Consider the following 14,479-nt stretch of genomic DNA (forward strand, 5'->3'; position numbering starts at 1 on the left):
GGAATATCCCTTCAAAGCGCGCGGGCGATCACGAGGCGCTGCACCTCGCTGGTGCCCTCGTAGATCTGGCAGATGCGGGCATCGCGATAAATGCGCTCGACGGGATAGTCGGCGAGATAGCCATAGCCGCCATGCACCTGGATCGCGGCCGAACACACGCGCTCCGCCATTTCGGAGGCGTAGAGCTTGGCCATGGACGCCTCCTGAAGGCAGGGCCGGCCCGCCTCCTTCAGCGCGGCGGCGTGGAGCGTGAGCTGCCGGGCGGCCTCGATTTCTGTCGCCATGTCGGCCAGGCGGAAGCCGACGCCCTGATGCTCCAGGATCGGCTTGCCGAAGCTCTTGCGCTCCTTGGCGTAGCTCGTCGCCGCCTCGAACGCGGCGCGCGCCATGCCCACGGCCTGCGCGGCGATGCCGATGCGCCCGCCCTCCAGATTGGCGAGCGCGATGCGATAGCCCTCGCCTTCCGCGCCCAGACGGTTTTCAGCGGGCACACGCATGGTCTCGAAGGCGAGCGCGCAGGTGTCGGAGCTTTTGATGCCGAGCTTGTGCTCGACCGAGAGCACCTGATAGCCCGGCGTGTCGGTCGGCACGATAAAGGCCGAGATGCCTTTCTTGCCCGCGTCCGGGTCGGTCAGGGCAAAGACGATCACCATCTGCCCGTTTTGGCCGGAGGTGATGAACTGCTTGGCGCCGTCGATCACGTAATGGTCGCCGTCGCGCCGGGCGCGGGTTTTCAGGGCGGAGGCGTCGGAGCCCGTGTGCGGCTCGGTCAGCGCGAAACCGCCGATCCATTCGCCCGACGCGAGTTTCGGCAGAAAACGCTGCTTCTGCTCGTCCGTGCCGAAGCGCAGGATCGGCACACAACCGACCGAGGAATGAACGGAAACGATGGTCGAGCAAGCCCCGTCCGCCGCCGCGATCTCCTCCAGCGCGAGCGCATAGGCGACGGTTCCCGCATCCGAGCCGCCATACTCTTCGGGCACCAGCATCCCGAGAAAGCCGAGCGCGCCCATTTCGCGCAATTCCTCGCGCGGGAAGGCGCTGTCGCGGTCGCGCGCGGCGGCGCCGGGAGCCAAGCGCTCCTGCGCGAAGTCGCGCACGGCATCGCGAATGTCTTCCTGAAGGTCCGTCAGCAGCATCAGTGCATCCTTTCGATCGCGACCGCCGTCGCCTCGCCGCCGCCGATGCAGAGGCTCGCCATGCCGCGCTCCAGGCCGTTCGCCTCCAGCGCGGCAAGCAGGGTCACCAGGATCCGCGCGCCCGACGCGCCGATCGGATGGCCGAGCGCGCAGGCCCCGCCGTTGACGTTCACCTTGTCGGCCGGAAGGTCGAGGTCGCGCATGGCGGCGAGCGCCACCACGGCGAAGGCCTCGTTGATTTCGAAGAGATCGATCTCATCGAGCGCCAGCCCCGTGCGCTCGCTCAAGCGACGCAGCGCGCCGATCGGCGCGGTGGCAAAGAGCGAAGGCTTGCCTGCGAAGCTCGCATGGCCGACGATCCGCGCGCGCGGCGTCAGCCCGCGCCGTTCGGCCTCGCTCGCGCGCATCAGCACCAGCGCCGCCGCCCCGTCCGAGATGGAGGAGGCGTTGGCCGCCGTCACCGTGCCGCCCTCGCGGAAGGCGGGTTTGAGCGTCGGGATCTTCTCGGGGCGCGCCTTGCCCGGCTGCTCGTCGATCCGAACCTCCGTCTCCACCCGGCCCGTCTTGACCCGGACCGGCACGATCTCGGCTTCGAACCGCCCGCCCGCAATGGCGGCCTGCGCGCGCGACAGCGAAGCGAGCGCATAGGCGTCCTGCACCTCGCGGGTGAACTGGTAGCTTTGCGCGCAATCCTCGGCGAAGGAGCCCATCAGGCGGCCCGGCTCATAGGCGTCTTCCAGCCCGTCCAGAAACATATGGTCGAGCATCTGGCCATGGCCCATGCGCTGGCCGGCGCGCGCCTTCGGCAGGAGATAGGGGGCGTTCGACATGCTCTCCATGCCGCCCGCCACCACCACATCGGCCGAGCCCGCGAGAAGCATGTCATGCGCCAGCATGGCGGCCTTCATGCCCGAGCCGCACATCTTGTTGAGCGTGGTCGCCCCCGCCCCCAGCGGCAGGCCGGCGGCGAGCCCCGCCTGCCGCGCGGGCGCCTGCCCCTGGCCGGCGGCCAGCACGCAGCCCATGACGATCTCGGACACGGCGTCCGGCTCCACCCCGCCCCGCTCCAGCGCGCCGGAAATGGCGGCCGCGCCGAGCATGGAGGCGGACAGGGCGGCAAGGTCGCCCATGAAGCCGCCCATCGGCGAGCGGGCGGCCGAGACGATGACGACGGGATCGCGTTCGCTCATGGTTTTCTCCTTATCCCTCAGCGCGGCGGCATGCGAATGGCGCCGTCGAGGCGGATCGTCTCGCCGTTCAGCATCAGGTTTTCGACGATATGGCGCACCAGCGCGGCATATTCGGACGGCTGCCCGAGGCGGGGCGGAAAGGGCACGGCGGCCCCCAGCGCCTCCTGCACATCCTTTGGCATTCCCGCGACCATCGGCGTCTCAAAAATGCCGGGCGCGATGGCCACGACGCGGATCGCGTGGCGCGCCAGATCGCGCGCGGCCGGCAGCGTCAGTGCCGCGACCCCGCCCTTGGAGGCGGCATAGGCGGCCTGCCCGATCTGCCCTTCGAAGGCGGCGACCGAGGCGGTGTTGACGATGACGCCGCGCTCGCCCGCCTCGCCCGGCTCCTGCCCCGCCATGGCTGAGGCGGCAAGGCGCAGCATGTTGAACGTGCCGGTCAGATTGATCGCGACGACGCGCGCGAAGGTGCCGAGATCGTGCGGCCCCTCGCGACCGACGATCCGCTCGCCCGGCGCGATGCCCGCGCAGTTCACCAAAACGTCGATCCGCCCCAAGGCCGCGAGCGCGGCCGCGACAGCCGCCTCCCCGTCCTCGGCGCTCGTCACATCGGCGCGGCGAAAGCGGGCCCGCGCGCCGAGCCGAGAGGCCAGCGCCGCCCCGGCCGCCTCATTGACGTCGAGCAGCAGGACGTTCGCACCCGCCTCCACCGCCATCTCCGCCACGCCCGCCCCGAGGCCCGACCCGGCCCCGGTGACGACGAAACTGCTGTTCTCGATCTTCATGACGCGCCCTTCTCAGCCCGGCTGGCTCTTGGCGATCTCGCTCTTGCGCAAGACGAAGCGCTGGATCTTCCCGCTCGGCGTCTTGGGAAGCTCGTCCACGAACTCCACCTGGCGCGGATAGGCATGGGCCGAGAGGCGGCGCTTCACGTGGCTGGCCAGTTCGTCGGCCAGCGCCGGCGTTCCTCTCACACCGTCCGCCAGCACCACGAAGGCCTTGACGATCTCGGTCCGCTCGGGGTCGGGCACGCCGATCACGGCGGTTTCCACCACGGCGGGATGCTCGATCAGCGCGCTTTCCACGTCGAAAGGCCCGATGCGATAGCCCGCCGAGGTGATGATGTCGTCCGAGCGCCCGACGAAGCTGAACGAGCCGTCAGGCTCCAGTTCCACCGTGTCGCCGGTGCGATAGTAGCCGCCCGCGATGGCCGGGGTGTCCTGATGATAATAGCCCCGGAACCACAGGAGCGGCGAGCGCGCGATATCGACGGCGAGAATGCCCGGCCGGTTGGGTCCGAGCTCGTTGCCCGCCTCGTCCAGCACGGCCATGCGATAGCCGGGCATCGGCAGACCCGAGGAGCCGGGGCGCACAGGGTGCGCCAACCCGTGATGGTTGTTGACCATCATGCCGTTCTCGGTCTGCCCGTAATGGTCGTGGATGGGTACGGCCAGATGCGCCTCGAACCAGCGCATGACCTCCGGGTTCAGCGGCTCGCCCGCGCTGCTGACGAGGCGCAGGGCGCCCTTCACCGGCTCTGCCAGCTCCGGCCCGGCGGCGATCAGAAGGCGATAGGCCGTGGGCGAGCCGGCGAGATTGGTGACGCCCATGCGCTGGATGATGCGATAGGTGCTCTCAGCCGTGAAACCGCCCTCATAAAGGAGGGTCGCGCATCCCAGCATCAACGGGCCTGTGATGGCGTAATAGAGCCCATAGGCCCAGCCGGGATCGGCGATGTTCCAGAACGTGTCGTCGGCGCGCAGGTCGATGGCATAGCGCATATAGGCCGAAATGGCGTTGAGCGCGCGCAAGGGCACGGGCACGCCCTTGGCCGCCCCGGTCGTGCCCGAGGTGGACATCAGCATGAAGAGATCGTCGCCCCGGCGCGATACCGGCGCGAATGTCGGCTCGGAGGCCTGCAGCGCGGCACGAAAGTCGAGATCGCCCGCCGGCACCGCGCCGGGTTCGGCCACGATCGCCACGCGAGGACACCCCTCCACCTCGTCGAGCTTTCCCCGGTTGGCCGGATTGGTGACCACCAGCTTCGCGCCGCCCAGCCGCAGACGATGCTCGATCGCCTTCGGGCCGAAGGCGGTGAAGAGCGGCTGATAGATGGCTCCCAGACGCCAGGCCCCCAGAATCGCCACCACAAGCTCCAAGGTGCGCGGCAGGAGTCCGGCAACGACATCCCCCGGCCCGACGCGCTCGGCGCGAAACACGTTCGCCGCGCGGGCCGACAGGGCCTGCAGGTCCTCGAACGTATAGCTCGCCAGGGTCTCGTCGGCGGAGAGACAGCGCAGCGCCACACGCCCCTCGCCCACGTAACGGTCGCAGCATTCCACGCAGGCATTGATCGCCGATGCCGGATCTCCGGCCAGACGCGCCTGCGCGTCTTCCAGCCGGAACGTCTCGTATTCTTCTCGATAGTCGCGGCGCGTCGCGCCGACGGCTTCTGTCGACATGCGGTTTCTCCCTACTCCCGCGCCAATGGCGTCTCCCCGGGATTTGAAAGCGTCCGACAAAGCCAGCGAGGGCGGCCTGTCGTTTCCGGGTCTCACGGCGTCGCCGCCCTGAAGCCCGGTCCACCGACAGCCCTCCTCCGCACGGATTCGTCAGCCGCTTCGAACGCGACTGTATCAAAGATGGCCCTGCGAACAATCGCCGATGCGCTCACGCAAAAGGATCGGATCTGCCCTACCCACCGGCGCAGATCATCGGCTCGACGGCAGCGGCGGATGATCTCACCCGGCTTCGCTTTGGACACGCGGGGCGACCTTCGCGAAGCCGGATCGCCTCCCGCCCGGTGCCGGCGAGTGTCGGCATCCAGATCCGCCTACCCAGCGCGCGCGCGTCTCCGCGAAGGTCGATTACGGCTGGCGATTGTCGCATCGCTCATCAAAAAGGTCTCCGGCCTCAGCGCGCGGAGCCGAGTGGGCGGCTCCCGATCCTGCACACGGTCGTCTTGGCGATCCGGGCGGACAGTTGACGCAGCGTGGGAGGCAGAGGCCTTCCGGGCTCCGGGCTCTCTTCCCGCCGATGCGTGTCGCGCGTTCGAACTGCACGAGTAACTTCTGGTCTGATCTCACGGCGAGGTAAGAGCGACACCTGCAACGCGGCTCATCGGGTCTCAATTGACTCTGTTGGTTTCCGCGCCTTGGTGTCGCTCGTTGACACCATCTGTCTTCGCCTTGGCCGCAAACCGCATGACGTTTCGGGCGATACCGGTTTCGCTGATGAGGCGAACCTTCGGACGCTGATGCCTTTCAGCGAAAACCACGTGCCTTGGGGCCAGTCGTGGCGTGGCGCCCGGGATGAGATGGATCAATGAGGAAGCTCTCGATGCGAGCCGTAGGTCTGCGGTCGAAGTTGCGGGCCTCCGAAGCGATTTCCGCTCGCTCAAGCCGGTTGTCCAGCCGGTGTTCGAGCAGATGGGAGGCGTCCGGCAAGTCCCATAGCGCGGACTGCTTCAGGTCGGCTCTGATTGGTTCATGAACCGCACCGCCAAACATCTCGCGTAGCCGGTCGAGGTCGGGTGCCGACGCAAGCTCTGGATCGTCGCCGATGGGCTTTTAGGGCTAACGGCTCTCCTAATCCGCTCTGCGAACGATCAGCTCAGACCCATCGGTTAGGGCCACCGCGTCCGCAACGGAGCATCCGGGCGGAACGGGAGCGCCAACCTGCCCGAGTTTCGACCCGATCTTGTCGGGCTTGGGACGTTTGTCGTGTCCGAGCCCCCATTCTCCGAATGCCGCATTTCAAGGCCAGCGAATTCGGCAAGGGCTGCATCTTGGGCGCAATCTGGTCCGGCCTGACGACGCGCGTCATCGGAGCGGACACGCAATCTCCGGACTTCACCCGACTTCGACCTTGGCAGCTGCCAAGGTTTTCGGTTTCAGCGGCGCTACCACGCCCGCGAGAATAGCCGCATCGCCGGCGTGGTAGCGGCGGCCAACCTGAGCGGGCCGTTCGCGGGGCCTCAAGGTGCCGCAAATCCCGCTCTGCCCTCTGTCCATCGCCACAAAACCTTGGCAGCTGCCAAGGTCGGGCGCTTCTCATTTTTCAGCGCTCCGCCTTCCAGCGCTCGAAACGGGCGGCCATGTCCGGCAGATCCTGGCGCAGAAAAGCCGCCCAGTCATCGGCGACCGCGCGCTCCGGCACCAGTTGCATCGAGCCGCGCGAGAAGCGGGCTTGCGCGATGCGGCGGCCTTGAGCGTCGTGAAGGTCCATCGTGCTGTCGCCGCTATCGGCTTCGCCGCGCAGCACGGCCAGCGCTGCCTGGAGACGACCGTCGGATGTCGGAACCTTAGCAGGTGACAAGGATTCGGGAAGCTGCGCCAGCCGCGCGGGGAAGGTCTCGGCGAGCTTGGCCATCTCGACCCAACGCGGACGCCCCGCCTTCGGCGCACGCCCGATGCGTAGGATCACATCCTCCGGCAGAGCGCGAAGCACCATGCGAAAGCGCGCCAGTTCCGGATCGTCGATGCCCAGCGCCGCACGAATATCCCGCGCCTTCAAGCCGGCCTGCTCCAGCGTGGCGGCGAACCGCGCGCGCTCGATCCAGGTCAGATCCTGCCGCTCGGCATTCTCGATGCCCTGAGACACCGCGACCTCCGCGTCGCTCTTGGCGACGACGATGACGCGCAGCGGCAGGCCGAGATCGCGGGCCGCGCGCCAGCGACGGTGGCCGAAGACCAACTGGAAACGACCGGGGGCGTCCGGGTGCGGGCGCACCTCGGCGGGCACTTTCTGGCCCTCTTCGGCAAAGCGCGCGCGGAACCCGTCGAAACCCGCCTCGTCGTCATCCGGCATCCGGTCCCGAAACGGCGAGGGGTCGATCAGCGCGGCGTCAATGTCTCGTGTGCCGCCCGCCTCCACCAGCGCCTGAAGGCGGTCGCGTTCTTCGCGCAGTTCGGCGATGGAGCGCTGCGTCGCGCCGATCACCGAAGCGCCGACACGCTGTGCCAACCCGCTCGTTTGCGGAGCGGGCGTGGACAGCGAGGCCGGAGGGGCGGCGGGCGCCGTAGCGGGAGCTGCGGTCACGGCGGGGTCGGACGGGGGAGGGGATGCGTTGCCGGAGTCCGTCTTTGGCACGGCTGCCTCGCTCGCCTGCGCCTTCGCTTCGGCAGCGAAGGAGGCGAAATTCGCCAGAATGGATTTGCGCGGTCCCTTGCTCATGCTCGGCCCCATCCCTGCCAGATCAGTTCCAGAATACGCTGGTTCACCGCGTCCATGGACTCGCGCGCGCGCTTCACCGTGCTCGCGCCGACATGTCCCGGCTCCAGCTCGTAGAGCGTGCGCTTGGCGAGACCCGCCGTCTCGATCGCCGTGCTCTCCACCGCGGTCGGGATCAACACGTCCTCGCCGAACAGGCTGCGCAACATGGCGACGACATGAACCTGGCTCTGATCGTTCGGGTCGTGGCGCGTGATAAGATAGCGCAGGAAGTCCTGGCTGAGATTCGCCCCGGCCTCGCGTACCACGCCGATGAGATCCCCCATCATCAGGAGGAACTGGCTCATGGACATGACGTCCAGCATGGCGGGATGGACGGTGACGATCAGTCCGGTGGACGCATAGATCGCGCCGAGCGTCAGGAAGCCGAGCGAGGGCGGGGTGTCGAGAAGCACGATATCGTAATCGTCCTCGACCTCGGCGATGGCGAGCCGCAGCCGCTCGAAGAACACACCGTCCATGCCCGCCGCGCCGCCCGCCAGCGCGCGCGGCGTCTCATGCTCGTATTCCATCACCTCGATATTGCCGGGAATGAGATCGATGCCGGTAAAGTAAGTCTGACGTACGATTTCCCGCATGGGGCGGCGCGCCTCGTCGTAGCGCAGCGCGGCATAGATCGTCTCGTTGTGCCCGACATCCATTTCCGGCTGAAATCCGAACATGGCGGACAGCGAGGCCTGCGGATCGAGATCGATCGCCAGAACGCGCAGGCCCGCGAGCGCCAGATAGTGCGCCAGATGCGCGCTGGTCGTGGTCTTGGCGCTGCCGCCCTTGAAGTTGGCGATCGAGAGGATCTGAAGCCGCTCGCCCTCGCGCCGGCGCGGCAGAAAGCGCAGGGCCTCCGCCGGCTTCATCTGCGCGAAGAACTCGCGCAGCTCGTTGATCTGCGCCAAGGTATAGGCGCGATGGTTGTTGTCGAGCCGGGCGGGCGCGGGACCCTTGCCCTCGATGGACAGCGTGCGCAGCGTGGATTCCGGGATCGAGGTCAGCTTCGAGACCTCATGGGTCATGAAAAATCGGAGGTTCTTGCGCGCGTCCGGCGGATACATCTGCTGGCGTCGCGCCAGCAGCTCGGCCGAAAGAATCGCGCCGTGACGCACGACCTTTTCGGCCGGGTCTTCAGAGAGAATCGGGACGGCTGACGAGTTCATGAGCGGAAATCGGTCCTTCTGACGGGTCTTGCCCAACTTTTATCGCATAAGCCGTCGGGAGGTAAGGGCAGGACAAGCCTTGGCCGGCACAACAGGTCAGCCTGACGTCAGCCCCAGCATTATCAGAGGCTTAGCGTCCGGACGAGCGTCTTCTTCGCGCTCGGAATCCAGCATTCTGTCCCCGATTTATCCCCGCCGCGCCCTGTTCGGGCAGATTGGCGGGAGGTGCGGGGGGTGGCCTTCGCGAAATGAGTCACGTAACCCTTTCTAGTAACCGTTAGGAATTGAGTCTGATCGATGACCCGAAGAACCACCACAGAGGCCGTTGCCGCCACGCGCGCTCGCCGTCGTGCCGCTGGTCTTCGCTCGACCGAAACAGTTCTTCACGAAAGCGAGATCGCCGCGCTGGACGAGGTGAAGGAACGTCTGGGCGTACAATCGCGCTCGGATGTGATCCGCGTCCTCATCGCGAAGTCCGATCTCGCCACGCTCACAGAGGCCGATGCCGACCTCCTGAAAACGCAGGAGGCGTGAGGCCCATGTCCATCATCAACCGGGAGACGCCATAGGCAAAGAAAAAGGCCCCGAAGCGGGAGCCGCCGGAGCCTTCATCTGTGATGCGTGGTTGCTCGCAGGTTTAGCCTCCTTCGCCTTCATCGTCAAATGAAATTGCGGCTTCCCGCCACGGCCTCGCTTTGCCTCGCGCAAGGAGAGAGACCATGTCGGAGGAACATTCCCGCACGCCCCTGAGCGTGCGAGGGTCGGCGCTTGACCTTTTGAAGGGTCGAGCTGTCGAAACGATGACGCTCGGCCCCATCACGGGCGCCGAAGAAGGGGAGGGGGCCGCGCTCCATCCCGACTTTCTCGCGCGCGCCGCGATCTGGCGCGATCACACGGCCGGTCTGATTTCGATCAGTGAAGCGCGCCGACGCTCTGAAGCAATCGGCGCGCAAGGCGCGGCGCCGTCTGCGGCGGCGTCCACTCTCATTCAACGCAAGCCCCGCGCCTCGGCCGTCGCATCGCCCCGTCATGCCCGCCCGGCCCCGCGCGAAAGCCGGCAATATTCCGGCGCGATGGCGACCACGGCCGCGCGCGATGACCGGCTGACGCCCAATGCCAAGGCCTTCCTGCAAGTGCTGCGTGCGCGCTGCGGCAAGACACGGCAGACCGCCATCACCAAGGGCACGATGGGGGCCGTCATGGCGCGCTCGGCCCGCACGATCCGGCGTTATCTGATCGACCTCGTACGCTGCGGCTACATCCAGCTGGCCGTCCGGCGCAACGCACGCGGCCTCGATCTCGGCCTCACCGTCACGCTGACCGACCTCGTGATGCCTTTCTACGAGGACGCCAAGAGCCTCGCGCGCTGGCTTGTGGAAACGCCGTCAGCCGAGGCTCTGCCCTTTGCCGGAACCTTGGGCCTTCGCCGTCCCCGGTCGGTCTTTACCCCGCTCGCAGGGGTGACAAAGCCAACACACAATAACCAATCCCCTAAGACTCTTCTTTTGGCTCTGTGCCCGAAAGGCGGAGTCGGCGCTCTGAATTCGGCCAATAGGCTTTGGAGAGACGGACAAGCCAAGGTCGCGCTCGGCCTGTAAGCCTTCGCGCCCGATCGAAAGGGTTTTCGAGGGGCAGGAGAGAGCATTGCTCTTCTCTTGAACGGCGGAGCCATGCCCGGATGCAAGATCGATCGGATTGATCTTCGCAGACTTGCGGATTATCTATGACCACAATGGTCACCATGGAGCGACACGATGCGCGAGATTCAATTGCGGGACGCCAAGGCCACCTTGTCCGCCGTGGTGGACGATGCCTTGCGCGGCGAGCCCAGCATCATCACCCGGCATGGCGAGCCCGAGGCCGTGGTTCTGTCCTTTGCCGAGTGGAAGCGGCTCTCCACGGTGCCGAGCTTCGGTGCGCTTCTGGCGGTCTCCGGTCTGCGCGACGAGGATGTCCCCGAGCGGGACGGTGCGCCGCTGCGCGATCTCGAATTCTGATGTTCCTTCTGGACACCAACATCCTGTCGGAAGGCGCGCCGACCAAGGATCAACAGCTGGGGTTCTCCGATCTTCAGCGCTGGATGGAGCGGGCGACCAGCCGGATCTGGCTCTCGGTCGTAACGCTCGCCGAAATCGAAGCGGGGGCGGAACGCTCGCTTCTCAAAGGCGAGGCCCGCAAGGCCGCGCGGCTGCGCCAATGGCTGGAGCTGGTGGAACATCTCTATGGCGAGCGCATCCTGCCGCTGGATCGCCGGACGGCGCGTCTGGCCGGGCTCCTCTCGGCGCGCGCCCGCATGGCCGGCACCTCGCCGGGCTTTGCGGACGCCGCCATCGCGGCGACGGCGCAGGCGCATGGCCTGCGCCTGATGACGCGAAACGGCAAGGATTTCGCGCCGATGGGCGTTGCGTTCGTCAACCCGTATCTCGACGGGCTGCCCGAGATCGCGGGGGAGGGGGCGGGCTGAGCCGGCTCGCAGATGCGGTGACGGGAGGCTTGATCCGGAACCCGTTGACATCGTCCTTCAGCCGGGTGCGCGAGGCAGAGGAAGGCCAGGGGAGACATGGCGGTTTTGTCGGCGCGCGCGGCGATGCGGCGGGCCTGCTTCCGTCGGTCGAACCTGCGCTCGATGCCATCCCGATCATGATGCTGACGGAAATCGCCAACGGCAGGCGTATGAACGTTGGCCTTGGGGGATCACAAGCATGACGCCTTTCGGAAGCCGGCACTGGCGAACCTCGTCGCCGTCGTAACCTTTGCTGACGAACATCAGACGCGGCTTGCCGACCGGCACGGGCGGAAGGGCTGGAACGGCCCGGTCTTCGGACGTCTCTCCACTCGTCGGCACGAAGCCAAGAGAGCGTCCCGGACCTCGGCGCGGGCGCGGATCTTCGATCGCTATGCCGTCGCGGCTTCGACCAAAGCCCTGCGCACAGGTCGTGGGCAGTGGGGGGAGGATAGCGAGCACCTCGGCCGTGATGCGCCCTGTGCTGGCGCTCCACAACGGCGTCGCCGGTGGCTTCAGAGGCCGCCGAAACCAGGAAGTGGGAGCCAAGCGATGACGAGCGAGGCGACTGATCTGGCTACGCATACTCCTGCGGTTTCGCAGGCGGCCGCATGGCTGCGTGACCAGTCTCCTCGGTCTTCGTTCGTGGTGCCTGAACTGCGGAAACGGTTCGGCCTTACCCCGAAGCCGCCACTGCGCCGATCGATCTGGGCGAGGCGCCTACGGCTGGAATAAGTCGGTTCTCTGGGGCATGAAGAACACCAACCTAAGAAGTTTCTGTCTTCGACGCTTCAGGAGTGACGATCTCGCTCATGTCCCAAAGATATAGATTACGTCGATAATTCATCGTCGGATCTGTCTCGAAGTTTTGGAAACTTCCCTCGGTTTTTTTGATCAATGCATGGAAGTCGATTTCAGAAAGCGTTGTCTTCAGACCATTAGCCGTTCGATGGTTGTTCAAATCGGCAAGCGACAGAGTGCCGGATAGCTTCGACTTGTCTTCCTGAACCTTTGGGATGGGTGAGCCGGAACCGCCGATCGATATGGGGTACGCTCTCCTCTGAAATCCGCCTTCCTCATATATTTTGGTGATGGAAGTTCTCATCTTTCCATCCTCCCCTTTCACGAGGAACCTCTCTTGGTTTTGCCGAAAACTTCGTATTGCGTCTGAGAGTGTCGTCATCACAGCCATCCCGTTTCAACGAACAAGATGATTCAACAAAACCCTTGGTTGAACCTTTTTACGCCTATCGAACGCGGGCTGAGGACAGTGCGGTCCGGGTACATTTTGCGTATGACTTTCGAAGACCGGCTCGAGACCGCTCTTCCAAGTGGGCTTTGGCCGCGTCAAAAGAACTGACGTCAAAGAGACCATTCGAAACGGATCAACCATGTTCGCGCGGGCCTATCGCGTTGCATCGACCTTGCAGCAGGACACATCGCGCGCCCGAGGCGGGCTGAGCGCCTTTGCGTCCGAACGGGGCCTGTGGATCGTGGCTCGCGACATCGAGAACGGGAGCGGCGCGAAGCTCGGTCGCCCCGAGCTCCTCCGCCGTCTCTTTAACCGCGAACCCGGCGATGTCCTTCTTGTGGAACAGGTGGACCGGCTGTCCCATCTTTTGGGGCAGCACCGATCAACGCAGCGCAAGGTGCCGAAGAGGCGAGCTGACGATGCGGCGTTGACGGCCGATATCATCGAGCTGGCGACGCAGTATGGACGCTATCGCTATGGTCGGATCGCAGCCTTGCTGCGGGATGCCGGCTGGCTCGTCAACGTAAAGCGGGTGGAGCGCATCTGACGCCAGGAAGGCCTGAAGGTGCCGGCCAAGCAGCCCAAGCGCGGGCGGCTCTGGCTGAGCGACGGCTCCTGCATTCGGCTTCGACCAGATCGTCCCAACCACGTGTGGTCCTATGACTTCGTGGAGGACCGAACCTACAACGGGCGGAAGTTCCGCATGCCTGGCGACAAACGCCGAGCGTTTCTCGCCGACGTCATCGACGAGTTCACTCGGGAGTGCTTGGCCATCCGGATAGACCGGAGACTGCGGACTACGGACGTCATCGATGTTCTGTCGGACCTCTTCATCCTGCGCGGCGTGTCAGGACACATCCGCTCCGACAATGGCCCGGAGTTCTCGCTAACATGCGGTCCGATATCACGTGGACGCAGGCGGACTTTTATCCCTATGCCCGCGTGTTCCATGAATTGCAGGCGCTCGCTGAAGATGGGGTCACCCGTCTGACGAGGGAATGGGACGGCCACCAAGCTACGGCAGAGCGCCATGTCGGCGATAACGATGAGGGGATTGCGCGGCCACGATGGCGAACATCCCGCTCCCCGGTCATGTCACGCCGCTGGTCGCGGCCGGTCGGCATGTGGTCCGTGCGGGCGGCCGGATCTCTGCATGGCCGTCCCGCCAAGACCATTCGAAGCGTTGGGTGTTCGTTGGCATCGAACAGACCTGGCCGTTCGAGCGAACGCCTTTCCTACGAGGTCGGCCAAATCGGATTTCGTTGGCTCATATCTCGCACCGAAGCTGCGCCCCAACGGGATTGGCCAGTTCCAAAGGCGAGCGGCAAATGCAGATCGAGCACTTGGATCAAGTCAGGAGGGGAATGACATGCCGGTTCATATCGGATGGCGCGGAAGGTTGTTGGCTCAGAAAATATATATACAAGATAAATTTAAAAAATCTTATAAAACCGAAGCCGATACCAGCAAAAGAAAGCGGGGATATATCTTCGGAGAGACGGATGAAATGGTATTGAAGTATAGCCAGCAATTCCGCCAATGCATTGTCTCAACCTACGAGATGTATCGCGAGACAGTAGAGAGATGGAATCCTGGTCGTCCTTCATGGAAAACCAGCGGAGCCCCTGTTGAATACGGACGCCGCGCCCGGATTGGCACGCATAGGGGCGGGCAGGCGCGTCAGGGACTCGCGGCGTTCGAGGGCGGGCATGAGATATTCACCAATGAAAGCTTCGATAAGATCAAGGTTCAACCGGTATCTGCCGAGGAGTGGACGAACTGTCTGGCGAGGGATTGTCCGCTAGACGAGCAGATCAAGCGCGTTTTCGAAGCGAGACCCGGCATCCAGCTGATATTGATACGCGGCGGTGATGTCTGGGCACGGGGGAACAGCAAGTCGGCGGAGGAAATGATGAAGCTGAAACGCATTGAAATGGGCGATGGCTCTCATTGGGAGATAGTTTGGTCGAATTGCGAGAAGTGATCTCGCTGAACCGTTTCTACTGCGTAGG

The 14,479-nt window shown here is 65.1% G+C and carries 13 protein-coding genes and 1 pseudogene; 7 read left to right on the forward strand and 7 right to left on the reverse strand.

All coding sequences use genetic code 11. The features are described 5' to 3' along the window. Positions 1-11 precede the first annotated feature (11 nt). The 6 genes from AUL28_RS18490 to repA all read right to left on the reverse strand — a co-directional run bounded on the left by AUL28_RS18490 (position 12) and on the right by repA (position 8,712). A complete protein-coding gene (locus AUL28_RS18490; RefSeq protein WP_062235525.1) occupies positions 12-1,139 on the reverse strand; it encodes an acyl-CoA dehydrogenase family protein in 1,128 nt (375 codons plus the stop codon). After that, a complete protein-coding gene (locus AUL28_RS18495; RefSeq protein WP_062235529.1) occupies positions 1,139-2,329 on the reverse strand; it encodes an acetyl-CoA C-acyltransferase in 1,191 nt (396 codons plus the stop codon). The genes AUL28_RS18490 and AUL28_RS18495 overlap by 1 nt, the downstream gene beginning before the upstream one ends. Positions 2,330-2,346: 17 nt before the next feature. Further along, positions 2,347-3,114, reverse strand: a complete 768-nt coding sequence (locus tag AUL28_RS18500) for an SDR family NAD(P)-dependent oxidoreductase (protein ID WP_062235532.1) — start codon at positions 3,112-3,114, stop codon at positions 2,347-2,349. Between the two features lie 12 nt (positions 3,115-3,126). Then, on the reverse strand, positions 3,127-4,791 hold the full coding sequence (locus tag AUL28_RS18505) for an acyl-CoA synthetase (protein WP_062235535.1): 1,665 nt from the start codon (positions 4,789-4,791) through the stop codon (positions 3,127-3,129). Between the two features lie 1,597 nt (positions 4,792-6,388). Then, positions 6,389-7,504 carry a plasmid partitioning protein RepB gene (gene repB, locus AUL28_RS18510; RefSeq protein ID WP_062235538.1) on the reverse strand — a complete coding sequence of 372 codons (1,116 nt, stop codon included), beginning with the start codon at positions 7,502-7,504 and terminating at the stop codon, positions 6,389-6,391. Further along, positions 7,501-8,712, reverse strand: coding sequence for a plasmid partitioning protein RepA (gene repA, locus AUL28_RS18515; RefSeq protein ID WP_058634139.1), 1,212 nt, complete (start codon positions 8,710-8,712; stop codon positions 7,501-7,503). Before repA ends, repB begins: the two co-directional genes overlap by 4 nt. Positions 8,713-9,009: 297 nt before the next feature. Here repA and AUL28_RS18520 point away from each other — a divergent pair, with 297 nt between their 5' ends. The 5 genes from AUL28_RS18520 to AUL28_RS22805 all read left to right on the forward strand — a co-directional run bounded on the left by AUL28_RS18520 (position 9,010) and on the right by AUL28_RS22805 (position 11,418). After that, entirely contained in the window at positions 9,010-9,246 is a 237-nt protein-coding gene (locus tag AUL28_RS18520; protein ID WP_058602520.1) for a ribbon-helix-helix protein, CopG family, read from the forward strand. Positions 9,247-9,431: 185 nt separating this feature from the next. After that, a complete protein-coding gene (locus tag AUL28_RS18525) occupies positions 9,432-10,310 on the forward strand; it encodes a hypothetical protein (protein WP_062235541.1) in 879 nt (292 codons plus the stop codon). Positions 10,311-10,466: 156 nt separating this feature from the next. Further along, positions 10,467-10,709 (forward strand): type II toxin-antitoxin system Phd/YefM family antitoxin, encoded by a 243-nt coding sequence (locus tag AUL28_RS18530; protein ID WP_058602522.1) that lies wholly within the window; start codon positions 10,467-10,469, stop codon positions 10,707-10,709. Then, positions 10,709-11,176, forward strand: coding sequence for a PIN domain-containing protein (locus tag AUL28_RS18535; protein ID WP_062235543.1), 468 nt, complete (start codon positions 10,709-10,711; stop codon positions 11,174-11,176). Before AUL28_RS18530 ends, AUL28_RS18535 begins: the two co-directional genes overlap by 1 nt. A 44-nt stretch (positions 11,177-11,220) precedes the next feature. Beyond that, positions 11,221-11,418, forward strand: a complete 198-nt coding sequence (locus AUL28_RS22805) for a hypothetical protein (protein ID WP_156420069.1) — start codon at positions 11,221-11,223, stop codon at positions 11,416-11,418. A 563-nt stretch (positions 11,419-11,981) separates the two neighbouring features. On the opposite strand, the gene AUL28_RS22810 is transcribed toward AUL28_RS22805, so the two are convergent. Then, positions 11,982-12,320 carry a hypothetical protein gene (locus tag AUL28_RS22810; protein ID WP_156420070.1) on the reverse strand — a complete coding sequence of 113 codons (339 nt, stop codon included), beginning with the start codon at positions 12,318-12,320 and terminating at the stop codon, positions 11,982-11,984. 316 nt (positions 12,321-12,636) lie between these two features. Here AUL28_RS22810 and AUL28_RS18540 point away from each other — a divergent pair. Together AUL28_RS18540 and AUL28_RS18545 are read left to right on the forward strand one after the other, a co-directional pair. Continuing rightward, positions 12,637-13,350: pseudogene (locus tag AUL28_RS18540) on the forward strand (DDE-type integrase/transposase/recombinase); the annotation flags it as partial. Positions 13,351-13,836: 486 nt separating this feature from the next. After that, on the forward strand, positions 13,837-14,451 hold the full coding sequence (locus tag AUL28_RS18545; protein WP_156420071.1) for a hypothetical protein: 615 nt from the start codon (positions 13,837-13,839) through the stop codon (positions 14,449-14,451). Positions 14,452-14,479: the final 28 nt, after the last annotated feature.

This window comes from Aureimonas sp. N4, from assembly GCF_001463925.1.
Lineage (GTDB): Bacteria > Pseudomonadota > Alphaproteobacteria > Rhizobiales > Rhizobiaceae > Aureimonas > Aureimonas ureilytica_A.

What these genes read in the sequence shown, in the direction of transcription:
- AUL28_RS18525 (WP_062235541.1), top strand. Translation starts at nt 9,432, where the DNA reads ATGTCGGAGGAACATTCCCGCACGCCCCTGAGCGTGCGAGGGTCGGCG.
- AUL28_RS18520 (WP_058602520.1), top strand. Translation starts at nt 9,010, where the DNA reads ATGACCCGAAGAACCACCACAGAGGCCGTTGCCGCCACGCGCGCTCGC.
- AUL28_RS18530 (WP_058602522.1), top strand. Translation starts at nt 10,467, where the DNA reads ATGCGCGAGATTCAATTGCGGGACGCCAAGGCCACCTTGTCCGCCGTG.
- AUL28_RS18500 (WP_062235532.1), bottom strand. Translation starts at nt 3,114, where the DNA reads ATGAAGATCGAGAACAGCAGTTTCGTCGTCACCGGGGCCGGGTCGGGC.
- AUL28_RS18535 (WP_062235543.1), top strand. Translation starts at nt 10,709, where the DNA reads ATGTTCCTTCTGGACACCAACATCCTGTCGGAAGGCGCGCCGACCAAG.
- AUL28_RS22810 (WP_156420070.1), bottom strand. Translation starts at nt 12,320, where the DNA reads ATGAGAACTTCCATCACCAAAATATATGAGGAAGGCGGATTTCAGAGG.
- AUL28_RS18495 (WP_062235529.1), bottom strand. Translation starts at nt 2,329, where the DNA reads ATGAGCGAACGCGATCCCGTCGTCATCGTCTCGGCCGCCCGCTCGCCG.
- AUL28_RS18505 (WP_062235535.1), bottom strand. Translation starts at nt 4,791, where the DNA reads ATGTCGACAGAAGCCGTCGGCGCGACGCGCCGCGACTATCGAGAAGAA.
- AUL28_RS18545 (WP_156420071.1), top strand. Translation starts at nt 13,837, where the DNA reads ATGCCGGTTCATATCGGATGGCGCGGAAGGTTGTTGGCTCAGAAAATA.
- repB (WP_062235538.1), bottom strand. Translation starts at nt 7,504, where the DNA reads ATGAGCAAGGGACCGCGCAAATCCATTCTGGCGAATTTCGCCTCCTTC.
- repA (WP_058634139.1), bottom strand. Translation starts at nt 8,712, where the DNA reads ATGAACTCGTCAGCCGTCCCGATTCTCTCTGAAGACCCGGCCGAAAAG.
- AUL28_RS18490 (WP_062235525.1), bottom strand. Translation starts at nt 1,139, where the DNA reads ATGCTGCTGACGGACCTTCAGGAAGACATTCGCGATGCCGTGCGCGAC.